The organism is Pedobacter sp. 01N310, from assembly GCF_056399805.1.
In genome coordinates this window covers 39181-56278 of the sequence record NZ_JBFTSB010000010.1, presented here as the reverse complement: position 1 = coordinate 56278, position 17098 = coordinate 39181, and the positions used below count along the sequence as shown (strand labels likewise).

The following is a 17098-nucleotide window of genomic DNA, read 5'->3' as shown; positions in this document are numbered from 1 at the left end:
TAAGTTTATATTTTTAAACCTCAACCAGAAAACCAAAACTATACCGGTAACTATGAAATATTTTATTGTTTTTATCTCCTTGTGGATGGTAAGTGCGAAATGCTTTAGCCAGACAAAACAGGATAGCTTAGAAATCAAACGTGCAGTCCTTGATTATATAGAATCGCAGCATATCCCAAACCCTAAACAAATGGAGCAGGCTCTGCACCCAAGGCTGGTTAAACGCACGTTTTGGACGGATAAGGAAACAAACAAGGATTATGTTCGTGAAACCTCTGCAGAATCGATGGTTATCTTAGCTGAAAGTTATAACCGCAAAAAAGATAAATTCCCTGCTGTTCCTAAAAAGGAAGTTAAAATGCTTGATATTTCAGAGAAAACGGCCTCAGTTAAACTAATTGCAGATGAATGGATAGATTATATGCACCTTGTTAAATTAAATGGGGCCTGGAAAATTATTAATGTGCTATGGCAATTTAATGATAGTGCAAGGCACAAATAGCGCATATTACCATTCAGCTTGAAATTTGATTACCTTATTTCTTTTCTCAATTAGTTTCAACATATAATTTTTAAGAAATATTTTTTCTACAAGCTGGCCTAATAAGCCAAATGGTGCCTGAAACTCAAAAACATCAGTCATTTCTGTCTGAGAACCAATTATTTTAAATTGGTGTTGGTGATGGAGTTTTTTAAAGGGGCCTTTAACCATCTCATCTACAAAGAGCGTTGGGTATTCCATTTTACTAATCTTATTTGTCATTTCGAATGGAATGCCAAAATGTTTGGCCCGCCAGGTAACCGATTCATGTAAATTGATCAAACCATCTCTCTTCCCAGCGATGGCTTTCTCACCGGAACTTTGCATCGACTGTACATGAAGGTCGATACTTCTAGCCAGATCGAAACAGCGTACAATAGATGCATTGATTAGTGTCTTTAAAATAATTGTTGCCATATTTCAGTTAAGAAGCCATATGCGAACCAGATAATGCCAGAGGGCACCGCCAATGAAGGAGAACAATAACGATGAGGTAAAAAGGATGATACCAATTTTATATTTTGTTTTTTTGTTTATTTTGAACGGTAAAAGGGATAAACAACTCCCCATCAATGATAAAAAATAGCCACTGGTAAATGCACTGTTCATTATTTCCAGATACCTGATATGTTTATCCCCTGGACTGTACATCGAGCGGATTGGAATCACCCTATATCCTTCTTGTGCAGAAAAAAAGCCATTTTTCATTAAATTAATAATGGTAAGCGGACCTCCAAAGGGGCTGCACAAAAATAGCAACAATTCTAGTGCACAGATCGATACCGAAATGATATAGATGACCTTTAATATTTTCATATCTTGAAAGACAATTGTATTTAAATATTATTCCCGCTCAATGCCTCCCGCCTTCCAACCCTCTGCCTTCTGACCCTCCTCCCTCAACCCCCTTCACTGCCTCATCTATCTTCGCATACTTAAATTCAAAGCCATTGTTCAACAATCTTCTTGGTTTAACCCACCTGCTTTTTAAAATCAGTTCGGTTTCGGTTCCGATTATTTTTGCGCCTATGGCCAGTAGCCAGGCAGGAGCAGGCAAACCAAAGTTGATGCCGTAAGCTTTTCTGATGCTGCGCATAAACACGTGGTTTTTAATTGGCTCAGGTGCGGTACAGTTTATTATACCTTCAATCTCATTGTGGTTCAGTAACCATTCAATACTACCTGCGGCATCTAACTCGTGCACCCAGCTTACATACTGTTCGCCATTGCCCTGTTTACCACCCATGCCCAGTTTAACCAGGTTGAGCAAGCGTGGAAATGCGCCATCTTTTAGTCCCAGTACAATGCCCATCCTAAGGGCTACTTTTCTGGTTTTTGGGGTTTCGTTTTCAAAGAAACTACTTTCCCAGGCCTTGCACACCTCAATCGAAAAGCCATCACCGATTTCTCCCGTCAGTTCATCTTGTGGACGGTCTTCGGCATGCCGGTAAATGGTCGCAGAGGTAATGTTGATCCAAAGTTTTGGTGGGTTTTGCAGGCTTTTGATTACTTCGCCGAGTAAACGGGTAGGGATTAACCTGGAACTGATAATTTCTTTCTTGTTTTTAGGGGTGTACCTACAGTTTACATTTTTACCACAAAGGTTAACCAATAAATCGGCACCTTGAAGGCTTGTTACCCAGTCACCCAGGGTTTGGCCATCCCACAGCAGGGTTTTAATGTTCCCTGCTGCGGCTTGTGGTTTTCTAGATAGGATAATCACTTCACCAGCCAGACGACTAAAGTGATTGGCCAGTACGGTACCTAAATATCCGTTTCCTCCTGCGAGTACAATTCTTCTGTATTTCATGATTCCTATAAAGTAAAGATTAAACCTAAAACAATTAAACGGTAAAGCACCCAGGTAATACTCATCGTCCAGCCCAAGTGTAACAGCTTGTTTCTGCGGAGGTGCTCCAAAAACATAAGTCCGGCCACCATCAAAAAGTAAAGAATAAAAAATATAGAAGGGATGATGAGGTATTGTGCGATAACCAAAACAGGCAAAAGCAAAAGTGCACCAGCAAAAGAGATGGTCATGATGTTGCCCAGGTAATCCCAGCGTTTTTCTTTTCTATAAAAAACAATGATGGCGCCCTGAAGAAATATTTGTCCACCACAGATGAGGTATTCACGATATTGGCTCCCCAGTGGGACAAAATCGGTAAGAAGATGTGCATAGGCGGTTAAAATGTAAGCTGTAACAAACCAGGTAAAAAGTAGATAGGCCAAACGGTATTGGATTTTAAAGCTAGGCTGTATAGTGTTTTCTTTAACGGGCGCAGGAATAATTACTTTACGGTTGTAAGAGATAAAGGCATAAAGCTTACGCATCAAATAAACAAATGGCCCAAATAAAAACAGCGATTTAAAGATGGGCATGGCATGCGCAATAATTTTAAATAAACTCTGGATACCATAAGTTACTTCACCGTTTTCGGTGTTTACGAGCGCAATCTCATTGGCGGCTCTTTGTTTGTCAACCAAAGGACAAATGTTTTCAGGCATACTTTGATAAGCCTCACGGCCACCTTTGGCCAGCATACCTGTTTTTACAAATGTTTTGGTATAGGCATAACACATTGGGCATTCATTATCAAATAAAATCACATGGTTCTTAAGCGTTTTCATTTTATTTAAATTTTAATACTTTCAGTAAAAAATGAAAGTTGTGGTTAAAAAATTAAGCCGAACTTAAGGGTAAGGCTTTTTAGTGGTTAGGGGTAATATGTCTTGATACCCGATACTTACTACTTGATACTCAAATCTTGCTACTCAATACCTCCCTCCCAAATCTCACGTCTCTATTTAAACACTTTCAATACCGAACCCCAGAACCAACTTTCTTCTGCTTTAAGCATCGTTTCTAAAGTTTTATCTACATTGAGGGCAAGTTTGTTAATATCGCTTACTGATTTTTTAAAGGTTTTAAATTCAGGATCTTTTTCATCGCCCACTACCGTTGACAGTTCATTTAAAACTTTTAAAACAGGCTCTAACTCTCTTTTTTTACGCTCTTTAGCTACCTGTCGGGAAATATTCCAAACATCCTTATCGGCAAAAAAGTATTCTTTGCGCTCGCCTGCTTTGTGCTGTTTTTCAATTAAGCCCCATCCAATTAAATCGCGCAGGGTCATGTTGGCGTTTCCCCTGGAGATACTCAACGCCTCCATAATTTCTTCGGTGGTAAGCGCTTCAGGAGAAATGAGTAATAGCGCATGTACCTGGGCCATGGTGCGGTTAATTCCCCATTCGGAGCCTAATTTGCCCCAGGCTTCTATAAATTTTAATTTTGCTGCTGCTAATTCCATACACAAATATAAACTTATTTTTAAACTTTCAATAATTATTGAAAGTTTATTTGTTTTGGAAGCTATTTGCTTTCTTGCTGTAGTTTATCCAATACCATCTGCCAGCTGGTATCATTGTTATTTACTTTTTTTAATAGATCAGCCTGTGCCCTATCGAAATAAACAGATAGTTTCAATACAGGTAAAGCCAAATCTGGTTTAAACATCGTCCCGGGAGCAAATCCAGGTTCATTGTTCTTTGTACGGTCGCGATCGAATTTAACGGTCGTATTCACATATTCTTCGTGCTGTTTTTCACCATTAATGTATGGGATCATCCATTCTACAGATTTTTTGATCGAAGATCCTTTCGGTGACTCATAAGTATAAAAATTGGTGCCTTTCGCTCTGTCGATCATAATGGCCAACTTTAACATAGGTTCCAGGTCGTAAATGTGGTAATGCATGGCATCGCGCTCTTTAAAATCCAAACTTGTTCCGTCAGCATATAGATTGATATTGATGTGGCTTTTTAAATTGTCGATAGTCCATTTAATAAAATCCTGATTGTTTAAGGTGTAACCGATTTCGCCAACTTCTTTTAGCCGGTGAGCATTCCAGTTATTAATGGCGGTAGCTCTCCCCGCTTTCATCCGCTTGCTGTTAATTTCTGCCCAAGCCGTTTCAGTAAGCCATTGTTCAATCTGTTTTTTATCAGCTGTTGGGATGTCTTTTTTAATCAGGTCGTAAGCTTCAATGGCTTTATCCAGATTGGTATCGTCAATAGGATCGCCATTTGGTTTATTGATTTTGGCCCATGCACCAAGAAATTCTACACATTTGTTTAAATATTTTTGATCATCGGTGATGCGGTATTGTAAGGCCAGTACAAACATTTTGTTCATATCTGCCAGGGCTAATCTGGTTTTCTCTTTTTTTGGATTTCCCTTTAATAATCCTTCAGTTCTGATGGTATCAATTGGATTCGGGTTTTCGTTTAGATAATTTAATGCCGATTTTTCAAAGCCCAGGTATAGTTTTTGGGTTTCCTTATCATTTTTGATCTGGGTTTTCAGCTTTTTAATTTCATTGGTATTTAAACTTACAATTTGCGAAAACGAAGAAAAAGATAATAAAGCCAGAGCGATTGTAACGACAAACTTTCTCATAATAAATAGGTTGAATTTTTATTCTTTGCTACAAATCTAATTTTTTATTCAGCATGCATTTAATTTATTACTTTTTTATACCGCCCAATTTTTTATTTTTGACGTTCGTTTAAACTTAAACAAACCTTAATGAATAACTGGTTTAATAAAAATGGCATTCACTTAGCCATTATTGCGTTTTTTGTAGTCATCACTTTTGCCTACTTCAGTCCTGTTTTGCAGGGTAAAGCGCCACAGCAGGGCGATGTTTTGCAGGCTAAAGCCATGCAGAAAGAAATTATGGATATTAAGGCGAAAGATGGTAAAGGACCACTTTGGACCAACCAGATGTTTGGTGGTATGCCCGCCTACCAGATTTGGGTGCAGTATCCTTTAAATATTACCACTTATGGTATCGATGTAATAAAAGGTATATTCCCTGATCCTGTTGGAACGGTGCTGTTATACCTTTTAGGTGCTTATTTATTATTTTGTGTATTAAAAATAAATCCATGGCTTGCTGCAGCGGGTGCAATTGCTTTTGCATTTACCTCGTATAATTTTATCATTATTGCTGCGGGGCATAGCAATAAGGCCCTGGCCATTGGTTTCTTCGCTCCTATTTTGGCTGCCATTATTCTCATCCTAAGGGGCAGGTATCTGGTAGGAGGCAGTTTGCTGGCGCTGTTTATGGCGCTAGAGATCCGCTCGAACCACATCCAAATGACCTATTATTTATTTATAGCGTTATTTATTCTAGGCTGTATAGAACTTTACCATGCCTTTAAAGCAAAACAGCTTCCGGCATTTGGTAAAGCTGTTGCTTATATTGCTGCGGGTATTTTCTTATCGGTTCTGGTAAATGCAGGTACCTTGTGGACAACCTACGAGTATGGCAAAGAAACCATCCGTGGTAAATCGAACTTAACTACCGATAAGGCTGAACCTGCAAATGGTTTAGATAAAGAATATGCCTACCAATGGAGCCAGGGTGTTGGAGAGAGTTTCTCATTTCTGATTCCGAATATTTATGGTGGTGCAAGCAGTATCGACGAAATTATTAAACCTGAAAGCAATACTTATAAAGCAGTTGAAAAAAATCTTCAGGGCGTTGATCCAAAGCAGGCCATTGGTTATGTGGCGCAAAATTTGGGTACCAACCAGTATTGGGGCAACAAACCGGGTACTTCAGGTCCGTATTATTTTGGCGCCATTATCTGTTTCTTATTTGTTTTCGGACTGTTTATTGTAAAACACCGCTGGAAATGGTGGATCTTAGGATCAAGTGTCTTATTGCTGTTCCTTTCCTTTGGAAGTAACTTACCGTTTATCTCGGATATATTCTTTAATTACCTTCCCGGTTATAACAAATTCAGGGCTGTTGAATCGATATTGGCCGTTGTAGGTTTATTGGTACCCTTGCTGGCTATACTGGCCATTAAAGAAGCACAAGAAGGAAAATACGATCAAAAATATTTAGTGCAGCGATTAACCTGGTCAGCAGGTATTACCGGTGGTTTTGCTTTAATTATTGCCGTGATCCCTACGGCGTTCTTCAGCTTTACGCAGGCCAACCAGGCACAGGTTTTAGATGCTTTAACACAAACCTTGCAGAACAACCGCGGTGCCGCAATGGAAATTTTAAATGGCATTGTTGCCGACCGTGTGGCTTTAGCACGTGCTGACGCTTTACGTACCGTATTGTTTATAGCCATTGGTTTTGGTGTTACTTGGGCTTTCATCACTAAGAAAATGAATATGCAATTGGCCTTCGGTTTATTGGCACTATTTGTTTTGATTGATTTGTGGCAGGTAGACCGTCGTTATTTAAACAACCAGAACTTTGTGAGTAAAAGTGACCTGAACAACCATTACCAGCCTAGAGATGTAGATAATTTTATCGCGGCTGATAAAGATCCAAACTTTAGGGTTTTCGATTTATCGTTGGGCGATCCGTTTAAAAGTGCCGAAACTTCTTATTTCCATAAAACCGTTGGTGGTTTCCACTCCGCGAGGTTAAAACGTTTTCAGGAGTTGGTAGATAACCAATTAACAAAAAGTGTTAACCAGGATGTGTTGGATATGTTAAATACCAAGTACATTATTACGCAAGATCCTCAGAATGGATCGTATAAAATGCAGCGTAATGCAACGGCCGCGGGTAATGCCTGGTTTGTACAAAGTGTTCAGTTTGCTAAAAATGCTGATGAAGAAATGAAGGCCATTAGCAGTTTTGATGCTAAGAAAGAAGCCATTGTTGATGAAAGTTTCAAAAATTCGATTGATACCAAACGTTTAGGAACGGGTCAGGAAGGTTTTATTAAATTAACCAACTACAACCCTGATCATTTAACTTATGAATACTCAACCGCTAAAGATGTAATCGCAGTGTTTTCCGAAATCTATTATGATAAAGGCTGGAAAATGTATATCGATGGTGTTGAAAAGCCATACTTCAGGGCTGATTACGTTTTACGTGCAGCGCAGTTAGAAGCAGGCAACCATAAACTTGAGTTTATTTTCCACCCAACATCATATTATACCGGAGAGAAAATCTCTTTAGCAGGATCTATCTTGTTGTTGGCCGGATTAGGTTTTGGGTTTTACTCAGAAGAAAAGAAGAAAAAGAAAGCAGTTAAAGCTTAATATTTCTTTAAATAGATTTACGCCCCGCAAGATCAAAATCTTGCGGGGTTTTGTTTTTTAGTTCTAAGTCGTTCACTCCCCGCAACTTATCATCCCTTCTTTTCTCGCGTCATTTCGAGCGGAGTGCAACGCAGTCGAGAACCCGAAGGCTCAGCGAAGCTAAATCTGTCCAGATAGATCTCTCCATTTCACTGCGTTCCAGTCGAGATGACGATTTTTCTATTGGAATCCGTCAATGATAGCGCAATCAAAAGATCTTTAATATGAATTCATTGCACACCTTGAGATTCTGAGCATTCACACTTGCGATCGTCCTCCTGAACTTGTTTCAGGATCTATGAAAAGGAACTAACCTAAATCTTTGCCATTAACCGATTAGCTAACCATTGCGCTAATGAACAATAAACGGAATAGAATAATAATTTAACAATGTCGTAACATTTGTTTGATATACAGAGTCTTACCTTTGTAATGTAAATCAGATGATATGTTAGAATCATTCTTTGCCGTGTGTTTATTAATTGTTGTACTTTATTTCTTTAGCCCCTTTGAGGTAAAACTCGATGAGGAAGAGGAGTGGTAACACAGCTAATCTATCTCTGAACTGCTTTAATCGAGCGGTAATAAGACTCTTCCCCCTAAAATTTCCCGTTTATGGATAAAAGAAATGTCGATGTAGTCGTAATATCCGATGTACATTTAGGTACCTATGGTTGCCATGCAAAAGAACTTTTAAAATACCTTAAGAGCATAAAACCCAAAACGCTGATCTTAAATGGCGATATCATCGATATCTGGCAGTTTAGCAAAAGTTATTGGCCCGAATCGCACATGAAGGTGATCCGTAAACTGATGAAATTCGTATCGGAGGGTGTTCAGGTTCACTACCTAACGGGAAATCATGATGAAATGCTCCGCAAATTTGATGGCATGGAAATGGGTACTTTCCATCTCCAGAATAAATTAATTTTAGAGTTGGACGGTAAAAAGGCATGGTTTTTTCATGGCGATGTTTTTGATGTTACCATGCAGCACTCTAAATGGCTGGCTAAACTTGGTGCGGTTGGCTACGATACACTGATCCTCATTAATAGTTTTGTAAACTGGGTACTTACCGCATTTAGGCGGGAGAAGATGAGCTTTTCGAAAAAAATAAAAGCAAAGTTTAAAGACGCCGTTAAGTTCATCAATAGTTTTGAGCAAACTGCGGCAGAACTTGCCATCGAAAAAGGGTATCAGTACGTAGTTTGTGGCCATATTCATCAGGCTGAGCAACGTGAAATTGTTACCGAGGATGGAAAAGTGATTTACCTGAACAGTGGAGATTGGGTGGAAAGTTTAACCGCTTTAGAGTATGAAAATAAAAACTGGACGGTTTTTAAGTACGAACATCAACATTTTACAAAAGACGAATTGGATGAAGGAATCCTTTCTGATGCCGAGGATTTAAAAAGTAAACTGGACATAAATATTCTTTTACAGAATATAAAATATGAAATTGCCCAATAATTTTAGATATTCGGGCATAAATGAAGATACTTTACGCAATACAGGGAACAGGTAATGGTCATATCAGCAGGGCGAGGGAAATTATTCCTTTACTTCAGCAGTATGGCGAATTGGATATTTTAGTAAGTGGAACACAGGCCGATGTGAAACTCAGTCAGCCTGTAAAATATCAATTGCATGGTTTCAGTTTTATCTTTGGGAAAAAAGGCGGTGTAGACCATTTTAAAACATGGCTGAACATGAATCTTTTCCGATTTAGAAAAGATATGAAGCAGCTGCCTTTGAAAGAGTACAACTTAATTGTTAACGATTTTGAACCTGTAAGCGCCTGGGCCTGTAAACTGCAGGGCATAGAATGTGTATCATTGAGCCATCAGGCTGCATTTAAATCTAAAAAAGTACCCCGTCCTAGAACTTTAGATTGGGGGAAGTTGATTTTGAGCCGTTATGCGCCTACCAAATATCACATTGGCTTTCATTTCGACCGTTACGATACTTTTATCCATACCCCGGTAATCAGGGCAGAGATCCGAAATCTGAAAAGTGAAAATTTAGGACATTATACGGTATATCTTCCAGCCATTGACGATAAACGTTTGGTAAAGCTTTTTACTCAGCTCCCTGAGGTTACCTGGCAGGTTTTTTCTAAACACAGTAAAGTTGCCTACCAGGAAGGGAATGTTTTTGTAGAGCCTGTTAACAACGAAAAATTTAATAAAAGCCTGGCCACCTGCGAAGGTTTGTTTACCGGTGGCGGTTTCGAAGGACCTGCTGAAGCGCTTTATCTAAAGAAAAAACTGCTGGTGGCGCCTATGCGTTTTCAGTTTGAACAACAATGTAATGCCTATGCCTTAAAACAGTTTGGTTTGCCAGTAATTTGGGGAAGTACCAGGAATTGGTTGCCGATTATCAAAAACTGGGTAGAAAATCCTCAAAAACATGAGTTCAATTTTCCGGATGAAACAGCGCAGATCATTGATGATATGGTGAAGAAATACGCGAGGGTTTAGTCCTGAGTTTTCAGTCCTGAGTTCAAAGTCAATTTGCCTATGATTTGTTATCCTGAGAGATAATTTTTTTTTCATAAAATTCAATAAATGCCAGTTGGATTAAAAAGTAAATCTCCTCAGATTATCGTCATTGCGAGAAGGCTTTTTCAGCCGACGAAGCAATCTTACAACGATCGCTACCAGCGTGCGCATTAAGATTGCTTCGTCGTTCCTCCTCGCAATGACGACCTTTCTTTTGGAATATGTCATTGATAGTGTAGTCAAAGGATCATTTGTGATGAATTTAGTCATTAGATCTAAGTAGCAGTGGCTTTAGTTGATTACTTGCGTAGCAAAACTAGTTGGTTATTAACGGTCTTCGACTCCGCTCAGACTGACAAATCTTTAAGAGAGAGACAACTATATACATCCCTGCTTTAGTCTTTTAAGCTTTGGTTTTAGCTTGTTCTAATCCGTGGCACAATACTGCGTAATCTAAACCTGACAGGAGCGGACATCCCGATTTTTCATCGGGATAAAGCGGATGGCAGGGCTGCTGGAACCGATACAGACAGGAACCTGCTTTTCTAAAAAAGAATAGACCCCTCCTCATCAGTCTTTCTACTTTTTTATTTACCAAATGGTCTTCGACTCCGCTCAGCCTGACAGATTTATGGATGTCTTTTAATAGGATAAATAACATAAACCCTCCCTTTGGTCTTTAAGCTTTGGTCTTTCTACTTTTGTCCTTCCGCTCAACGCTTATCGCCCTCCGCTTTGGTATTTAAACTTTGGTCTTTAGTCTTTAAGCTTTGGTCTTTCTTCTGCTACTATTAAATTATTTTCTTTACTTTGCCTACTCTTTAAAAAGGCATGATTAATCAGTTTAGAAAACTAAATCCAATTAACCTCGTATTCTTGCTGGCGTACACATTCTTTTTGCGTATTGCCATTTTTCATGAAACGCACGATAAGCTGAACTTTGATTTTTTGGAGCCATTTGCCCGGTTATTGATCAATATAGATTTAGACAATGCCTTTACGCCATATACCAATATTTTTATCGCGGCACTTTTGGTTTATGTACAGGCTTTAATTTTCAATCGAGTTGTAAACAATCATAATTTATTGGCCAAACCCAGTTTCCTTCCTGGGCTGATGTTTGTAACAGGAACAAGTTTGTTCATGCCTTTTATGATCCTAAGTCCGGCATTGTTATGTAACTTTCTGTTGATTTGGATTATAGATAAGTTTTTAAAACTGGGTAAAAGTGCGAACTCCATTACCACTGTGTTCGATATCGGGATGATTATTGGGATTGGAACATTGATTTATTTTCCGTTTATGGCCATGTTGCTTATGATCTTTTTAGCACTGTTGCTTTTTAGGTCGTTTAATTGGCGCGAATGGGTAGCTGGCTTGATTGGCTTTATTACGGTTTTCTTTTTTCTGGCCGTATTTTATTATTGGAATGATAATTTAAGCTCGTTTTATCAGATATGGAAACCATTAGGCAATAAGTTTCCTTCGGTTTTTAAAATCAACTATAACGATTACCTGGTGCTGATCCCGGTAACGGTAATTATCATACTGGCATCACTACAGCTCCGGGAAAATTTCTTTAGGAGTTTTATCAGTACACGGAAGAGTTTTCAGCTGTTATTTTTCATGTTTATTATTTCTGCAGCAAGTTTTTACCTCAAACCGGATTTCAGGACCTGGCATTTTTTGCTGTGTGTACCGCCAGGATCGGTACTGTTGGCATACTATTTTAGCAATGCCAAAAAACGCTGGTTTTACGAAACATTGTTCGTTTTATTTGTGCTTTCGATACAGTATTTTCTGTTTGTTTAACCTTTTTTAACAAATAACTAGAGCGAAACTTGACAAAGATTAATAGCTTTGTGCATGATTTTAGAATTAAAGCTTTTTTAGTTTTAATCAAGATGGATAAAAAATGGAGTCATTGGAATTTCTAAGAACATATATTTGCAGTGGGAGATTTTAAATGCGTAGGCTAAGCATTGATATTGGAAATTCTGCTGTTAAGGTTGCAGTTTTTGCAGATAAGGAAATTATTCACCATCAGCGTTTCAATAAAATTGGGATACTTGACCTGGCTCAATTGATTGAGAAGTTTTCGCCAGCGAAATCCATCATCAGTAGTGTTAACCAGGAAGTTGGACCATTAGAAGTATTTTTAAAAAAGCATACCGAGTATATCCGTTTTTCAACCATGTTGACGAACGGCGTACAAAATAGATATAAAACGCCAGTTACTTTAGGATTAGATAGATGGGCTGCTATTTTGGGTGCAAATGGCTTACATCCAACAAACGCAAGTTTAGTGGTTGATGCAGGTACCTGTATTACTTACGATGTTTTAAGTAGCACGAAGGAATATTTTGGCGGAAGTATAAGCCCTGGTATTGGCATGCGTTTTAAAGCTGTACACGAATTTACCGGCCGTTTGCCTTTGGTGGATTGGGATGCAAATGAGGCTATTGTGGAAGGTACTGATACCCAATCGGCAATCAAAAACGGCGTTTTACAAGGAATAATAAACGAAATTGAAGGCTTTATTGCCCTAAATAATAAAAAAGAAAGTGCTCTGAAGGTAATTATAACGGGGGGTGATGCTAATTTTTTGTATAAACAATTACAAAACAGCATCTTTGCGCCTCAAATTATAAAAGATCCTTACTTAGTATTAAAAGGATTAAATGAAGCTATTGCAGATTAAAATGTACAAAAGAATAAATTATATTGCAGCCATACTCGTTCTAGTTTGTGGTTTAAGTGCTCAGGCACAGGTTACCACTTCATCACCATATTCAAGATATGGACTTGGAAATATAAAGGGATCTTTGTTGCCCCAGCTTAGAGCAATGGGTGGAATTTCTACCGCAGTAGGTAAAGTAACAGGGTTCAATTATATTAATATGCAAAACCCTGCATCTTATGCCGGAATAACTTTAACCACCATTGATGTGGGAATGAGTGCTGGTTTAACCAATCTTTCGCGAAACAATTTAAGCGAAACGAGTTTCAATTCTACTTTTAGTCATTTGGCATTTGCCGCTCCAGTTACCAAAAGATCGGCCTTGAGTTTTGGTATTTTGCCTTACTCAGATTTGGGTTATTCTTACAGAAACACGACCAAAGTTGATACAACCACTTTAGACCAGCTTTATGAAGGCGAAGGCGGCTTATCAAAGGCTTATTTAGGTTATGGCTATCGTTTTGGCGATCATTTAAGAATTGGGGGTAACTTAGAATATATTTTTGGTAACCTTCAAACTACCCGCGCTACCGAATTTCAATCAGCAGGGTCTTACAATGCCAAACTTCAAAATAAAAACAGTGTTGGCGGTATAAATTACTCTTATGGCATACAGTACGATTTTAATATTGGTAAAAAGACGATTATGACCCTGGGTTATTCTGGAAGCACCTCTGGAAAAATAAATTCAACACAAACTTCTTTTGCTACGTTCTACACAAGAGATCAAAGTGGTAATGAAAACCCTGCAGCCGATACGTTAAATATCGCGAATAACGGAAAATCTAACCTTACCTTGCCATTAACGCACAATTTTGGGATCTCTATCCAGCAAAATGATAAGTGGATGATTGGTGCCGATTTTAGAATGAGTAAATGGTCTGCAACAAGTATCAATAATGTAAACCAAGGTTTGCAAGATAGCTGGGGTGCTTCTTTGGGTGGCCAGTGGACGCCAGATGCATTTTCTTACAACAGTTACATGAAACGTGTAGATTACCGCCTTGGTGTTAATTACGATAAAACTTATATCAAAATCGGTAATCAGGATATCAAACAAATGGGTGCATCGTTAGGTTTTGGCTTCCCGTTGCCTACTGCTAACGGTGGTTCAGCATTTTATAAAATCAACTTTACAACCGAGTTCGGACAAAGGGGAACATTAAGCGATAATCTTGTTAAAGAGAAGTTTATTAATTTCCACTTAGGCTTTACCTTGAACGATACCTGGTTCCGTAAGTACCGTGTAGACTAATGAATTTAAGGACATTTTTATGTGGTCTGTTTCTGGTGTTGCCTTTTTTTCTGGCTTCCTGTGGAGACGACGATCTAAAAAATGCCAATTCAGTCTCAGCAAATAAAGTAATCCTGTCCAGGGATCGGACCATTGGTGTCGATATCACTTACAGCGATTCTGCCAGAATTAAGGCTAAAGGATATGCCCCAATAATGGATAAGGTTACGCCTTCGAACGGAAGCACTTATCAGGAAATGATTAAGGGTGTAAATATCGATTTTTATAACCCTAACGGAACCATTGATGGAAACCTGGTTTGCGATTACGCCATTAGGAAAGACAATGAGCTTAAAACCGAATTTAGGAAAAATGTAGTCGTAAAAAACAGTAAGGGCGATACTTTCTCTTCGCAGGAACTGATCTGGGATGAGTCGAAAAAGATTTTTTATTCCAATCAAAGGGTATATGTGAAAGGAGTAGATGGAAGCATAGGTGAAGGCATCAACTTTAAAGCTCCGCAGGATTTTAGTACCTATGAAATGGATAGTGGAAACGGTGAACTGAATATGAAGGAAGGTGTAGCGCCTTAGTCGCAATGTATAAATGATGGAATGAGTGAATTATTGAATGTTTAAATGGATTTATTCAAATCATCTTTCAATAACTCCATCATTCACTAATTTTGCCATTCAACAATTCTGGTCATTCAATCACTCAAAATTCTGTCATTCAAACATTAAAACAGGGCTTGTATTTACTTAAAAATTAAACACTTGATAAATAAAATTTTGTGTTTTCTTTTTTGAGGCAAATTTGTATCTTGCGCCCTCTTAAAAAAGAACTAAATAAATTTATAATTACAATATGGGATTAATGACATTTTTGCGTAACCGTGCAGGCTATATTCTAGTTTTTGCCATCGGTTTTGCAATTGTTGCATTTTTAGTAGGTGATGCAATTAACGTGGGTAAACCTTTTTGGTCGGCAAATCAAAAAGTTGTAGGGTCTATTGATGGTAAGGATATCAATATTGATGAATTCGGACCAAAAGTTGATCAAGGTGTAAACCAGATGAAACAACAATATGGCGGCAGTGCAAATGCACAGATGACCGCTATGGCTGTTGACCAGGCATGGAATGCAGAGTTAGCAAAAGTTTTGTTAACTAAAGAGTACGATCGTTTAGGTTTAACAGTTTCTGAAGATGAACTGGTAGATTTATTACAAGGTCAAAACCCTAGCCCCCTAATTAAACAATATTTCTCTAATCCTCAAACAGGACAGTTAGACCGTGCTACTTTGATGAACTTTCTAAAATCGAAAGAACCTCAGGCTTTGCAACAATCTACCATGTTACAGGAAGAGATTAAAAATCAGGCCCTGCAAACAAAATATTCGAACTTAATCCGTAATTCGGTTTATGTAACTTCTTTAGAAGCTACTGATGAATATACCAACCGTAATAAACTGGCTAATTTTAAATACGTAAGTTTAGATTATACTTCTATTCCTGATGCTTCCGTTAAATTAACAGACAACGACTACTCAGAATATTATGATCAGAACAAAGCACGTTTTAACAATCCACAAGAAACACGTGCTTTCGAATACGTTACTTTCAGTATCAGTCCAACCAAAGCAGATTCATTGGCAATCAAAGCTCAGGTAGACAAAATTGCTGCTGATTTTCAGGTGGCTAAAAACGATTCACTTTTCGCTGCAATCAATTCAGACGTAAAAGTTCCGTTTACTTATATCACAAAAGGTAAATTGGATCCGGCTGTTGATTCAGTAGTATTTGCTTTACCAGCAGGCAGTTTTTATGGCCCTAAATTAAGCGGTAACTCATACAAAATTGTAAAGGTAGTATCTACCCGTATTTCTCCTGATTCGGTAAAAGCAAGCCACATCTTAATCGATCCGGCTAAAGTTGGTGGCGAAGATAAAGCACTTAAGTTAGCTGATTCATTAAAAGCATTAATTTTAAAAGGCGCTAACTTTGCAGAACTGGCTAAAAACTACAGTGTAGACGGTTCGAAAGATAAAGGTGGCGAAATGCCAGCTTTCGCCCGTGGTGCTATGGTACCTGAGTTTGAGAATGCAGCCTTTGATGGAAAGACAGGAGATCTTAAAGTAGTAAAGTCTCAATTTGGCTACCATGTGCTTAAAATCGAAAAACAGATCGGTTCATCTAAAGTGGCTAAATTAGCTTACGTAGAAAAAGCATTAAATGCAAGTAGCAAAACCCAGGCGGCTGCTTACAAAGCAGCAAGCAATTTCTTAACGGATGTGAAAGGTAACGACTTTAGCAAATTTGCTGCACAAAAAGGATTAAAAGTTGCTGTTGCTGATAAGGTTGCATCAACACAAGGTTTTGCAGCTGGATTGGATAATCCACGTAAATTAATTCAGGATGCTTACGCAGCAGATAAAGGTGACGTATTACCTGAAATTTATACCATGAGCAATGCTTATGTTGTGGCCCGTTTAACTACCATCAGTCCAAAAGGTATTTTATCATTAGCTGATGTGAAGAAAGAAATTGAGCCAATGGTAATTAATGCAGTCAAAGCAAAACAATTAAAAGAAAAATTAGCTAATGCAGGTAAAGGAAGTATCGATCAGGTTGCAGCTAAAGTTGCACGTCCGGTTAATCCAGTACAAAATGTGGTATTTGCTAATCCAGTAATCCCAGGCGTAGCACAGGAAAATGCTTTAGTAGGAAGCGTTTTTGGTTCGCAGCCAGGTAAAGTATCTGCTCCTGTTCAGGGAGAACGCGGTGTTTATGTATTTTCAGTTGATGGATTTACCAGTCCTGCACCAATTGCCAACATGTTCAAACAAAAAGAAAGCATGATGTTAAGTTTAGGACAGCGTTCATTAGGATCGGCTTTCCAGGCTTTACAAGAAAATGCAAAGATAAAAGACAATCGCGTGAAATTCTATTAAATAGAAA

General features: G+C 38.4%; 15 protein-coding genes. 9 read left to right on the top strand and 6 right to left on the bottom strand.

Annotation, left to right across the window (positions count from 1 at the left end):
• Positions 1–52: 52 nt before the first annotated feature.
• Positions 53–502: a nuclear transport factor 2 family protein gene (locus tag AC1DNH_RS18730; RefSeq protein ID WP_477578476.1), complete on the top strand. Its 450-nt coding sequence runs from the start codon at positions 53–55 to the stop codon at positions 500–502.
• A gap of 6 nt (positions 503–508) precedes the next feature.
• On the opposite strand, the gene AC1DNH_RS18725 is transcribed toward AC1DNH_RS18730, so the two are convergent.
• The 6 genes from AC1DNH_RS18725 to AC1DNH_RS18700 form a co-directional block, all read right to left on the bottom strand.
• Positions 509–958 (bottom strand): SRPBCC family protein, encoded by a 450-nt coding sequence (locus AC1DNH_RS18725; protein WP_477578477.1) that lies wholly within the window; start codon positions 956–958, stop codon positions 509–511.
• 3 nt (positions 959–961) lie between these two features.
• On the bottom strand, positions 962–1357 hold the full coding sequence (locus AC1DNH_RS18720) for a hypothetical protein (protein ID WP_477578478.1): 396 nt from the start codon (positions 1355–1357) through the stop codon (positions 962–964).
• Between the two features lie 37 nt (positions 1358–1394).
• The gene (locus tag AC1DNH_RS18715; protein ID WP_477609140.1) at positions 1395–2351 is read right to left on the bottom strand and encodes a TIGR01777 family oxidoreductase; all 957 of its coding nucleotides are present in this window, start codon (positions 2349–2351) and stop codon (positions 1395–1397) included.
• Between the two features lie 5 nt (positions 2352–2356).
• Complete coding sequence (locus AC1DNH_RS18710; RefSeq protein ID WP_477584970.1) at positions 2357–3172, bottom strand: DUF393 domain-containing protein; 816 nt, start codon at positions 3170–3172, stop codon at positions 2357–2359.
• Between the two features lie 173 nt (positions 3173–3345).
• Positions 3346–3852, bottom strand: coding sequence for a GbsR/MarR family transcriptional regulator (locus AC1DNH_RS18705; protein ID WP_029278585.1), 507 nt, complete (start codon positions 3850–3852; stop codon positions 3346–3348).
• A 62-nt stretch (positions 3853–3914) separates the two neighbouring features.
• Positions 3915–5000 (bottom strand): alginate lyase family protein, encoded by a 1086-nt coding sequence (locus tag AC1DNH_RS18700; protein ID WP_477584971.1) that lies wholly within the window; start codon positions 4998–5000, stop codon positions 3915–3917.
• A 129-nt stretch (positions 5001–5129) separates the two neighbouring features.
• On the opposite strand from AC1DNH_RS18700, the gene AC1DNH_RS18695 reads away from it, so the two are divergent.
• The 8 genes from AC1DNH_RS18695 to AC1DNH_RS18660 all read left to right on the top strand — a co-directional run bounded on the left by AC1DNH_RS18695 (position 5130) and on the right by AC1DNH_RS18660 (position 17091).
• A complete protein-coding gene (locus AC1DNH_RS18695) occupies positions 5130–7625 on the top strand; it encodes a YfhO family protein (protein WP_477625577.1) in 2496 nt (831 codons plus the stop codon).
• Positions 7626–8279: 654 nt separating this feature from the next.
• Positions 8280–9134 (top strand): UDP-2,3-diacylglucosamine diphosphatase, encoded by an 855-nt coding sequence (locus AC1DNH_RS18690; RefSeq protein ID WP_477583832.1) that lies wholly within the window; start codon positions 8280–8282, stop codon positions 9132–9134.
• A gap of 20 nt (positions 9135–9154) precedes the next feature.
• On the top strand, positions 9155–10144 hold the full coding sequence (locus AC1DNH_RS18685; protein ID WP_477583833.1) for a glycosyltransferase family protein: 990 nt from the start codon (positions 9155–9157) through the stop codon (positions 10142–10144).
• 852 nt (positions 10145–10996) lie between these two features.
• Entirely contained in the window at positions 10997–11977 is a 981-nt protein-coding gene (locus tag AC1DNH_RS18680) for a DUF6427 family protein (protein ID WP_477583835.1), read from the top strand.
• Positions 11978–12131: 154 nt separating this feature from the next.
• The gene (locus tag AC1DNH_RS18675; RefSeq protein WP_477608325.1) at positions 12132–12866 is read left to right on the top strand and encodes a type III pantothenate kinase; all 735 of its coding nucleotides are present in this window, start codon (positions 12132–12134) and stop codon (positions 12864–12866) included.
• Positions 12847–14160 carry a BamG family beta-barrel-assembly machinery protein gene (gene bamG / locus AC1DNH_RS18670; RefSeq protein WP_477625576.1) on the top strand — a complete coding sequence of 438 codons (1314 nt, stop codon included), beginning with the start codon at positions 12847–12849 and terminating at the stop codon, positions 14158–14160. The genes AC1DNH_RS18675 and bamG overlap by 20 nt, the downstream gene beginning before the upstream one ends.
• Entirely contained in the window at positions 14160–14732 is a 573-nt protein-coding gene (locus AC1DNH_RS18665) for a hypothetical protein (protein WP_477585994.1), read from the top strand. The genes bamG and AC1DNH_RS18665 overlap by 1 nt, the downstream gene beginning before the upstream one ends.
• A 274-nt stretch (positions 14733–15006) precedes the next feature.
• Positions 15007–17091: a peptidylprolyl isomerase gene (locus tag AC1DNH_RS18660; RefSeq protein WP_477583466.1), complete on the top strand. Its 2085-nt coding sequence runs from the start codon at positions 15007–15009 to the stop codon at positions 17089–17091.
• Positions 17092–17098 lie beyond the last annotated feature (7 nt).

Coding starts and splice junctions, on each gene's coding strand:
- AC1DNH_RS18730 (WP_477578476.1), top strand. CDS start 53: ATGAAATATTTTATTGTTTTTATCTCCTTGTGGATGGTAAGTGCGAAA.
- AC1DNH_RS18725 (WP_477578477.1), bottom strand. CDS start 958: ATGGCAACAATTATTTTAAAGACACTAATCAATGCATCTATTGTACGC.
- AC1DNH_RS18720 (WP_477578478.1), bottom strand. CDS start 1,357: ATGAAAATATTAAAGGTCATCTATATCATTTCGGTATCGATCTGTGCA.
- AC1DNH_RS18715 (WP_477609140.1), bottom strand. CDS start 2,351: ATGAAATACAGAAGAATTGTACTCGCAGGAGGAAACGGATATTTAGGT.
- AC1DNH_RS18710 (WP_477584970.1), bottom strand. CDS start 3,172: ATGAAAACGCTTAAGAACCATGTGATTTTATTTGATAATGAATGCCCA.
- AC1DNH_RS18705 (WP_029278585.1), bottom strand. CDS start 3,852: ATGGAATTAGCAGCAGCAAAATTAAAATTTATAGAAGCCTGGGGCAAA.
- AC1DNH_RS18700 (WP_477584971.1), bottom strand. CDS start 5,000: ATGAGAAAGTTTGTCGTTACAATCGCTCTGGCTTTATTATCTTTTTCT.
- AC1DNH_RS18695 (WP_477625577.1), top strand. CDS start 5,130: ATGAATAACTGGTTTAATAAAAATGGCATTCACTTAGCCATTATTGCG.
- AC1DNH_RS18690 (WP_477583832.1), top strand. CDS start 8,280: ATGGATAAAAGAAATGTCGATGTAGTCGTAATATCCGATGTACATTTA.
- AC1DNH_RS18685 (WP_477583833.1), top strand. CDS start 9,155: ATGAAGATACTTTACGCAATACAGGGAACAGGTAATGGTCATATCAGC.
- AC1DNH_RS18680 (WP_477583835.1), top strand. CDS start 10,997: ATGATTAATCAGTTTAGAAAACTAAATCCAATTAACCTCGTATTCTTG.
- AC1DNH_RS18675 (WP_477608325.1), top strand. CDS start 12,132: ATGCGTAGGCTAAGCATTGATATTGGAAATTCTGCTGTTAAGGTTGCA.
- bamG (WP_477625576.1), top strand. CDS start 12,847: ATGAAGCTATTGCAGATTAAAATGTACAAAAGAATAAATTATATTGCA.
- AC1DNH_RS18665 (WP_477585994.1), top strand. CDS start 14,160: ATGAATTTAAGGACATTTTTATGTGGTCTGTTTCTGGTGTTGCCTTTT.
- AC1DNH_RS18660 (WP_477583466.1), top strand. CDS start 15,007: ATGGGATTAATGACATTTTTGCGTAACCGTGCAGGCTATATTCTAGTT.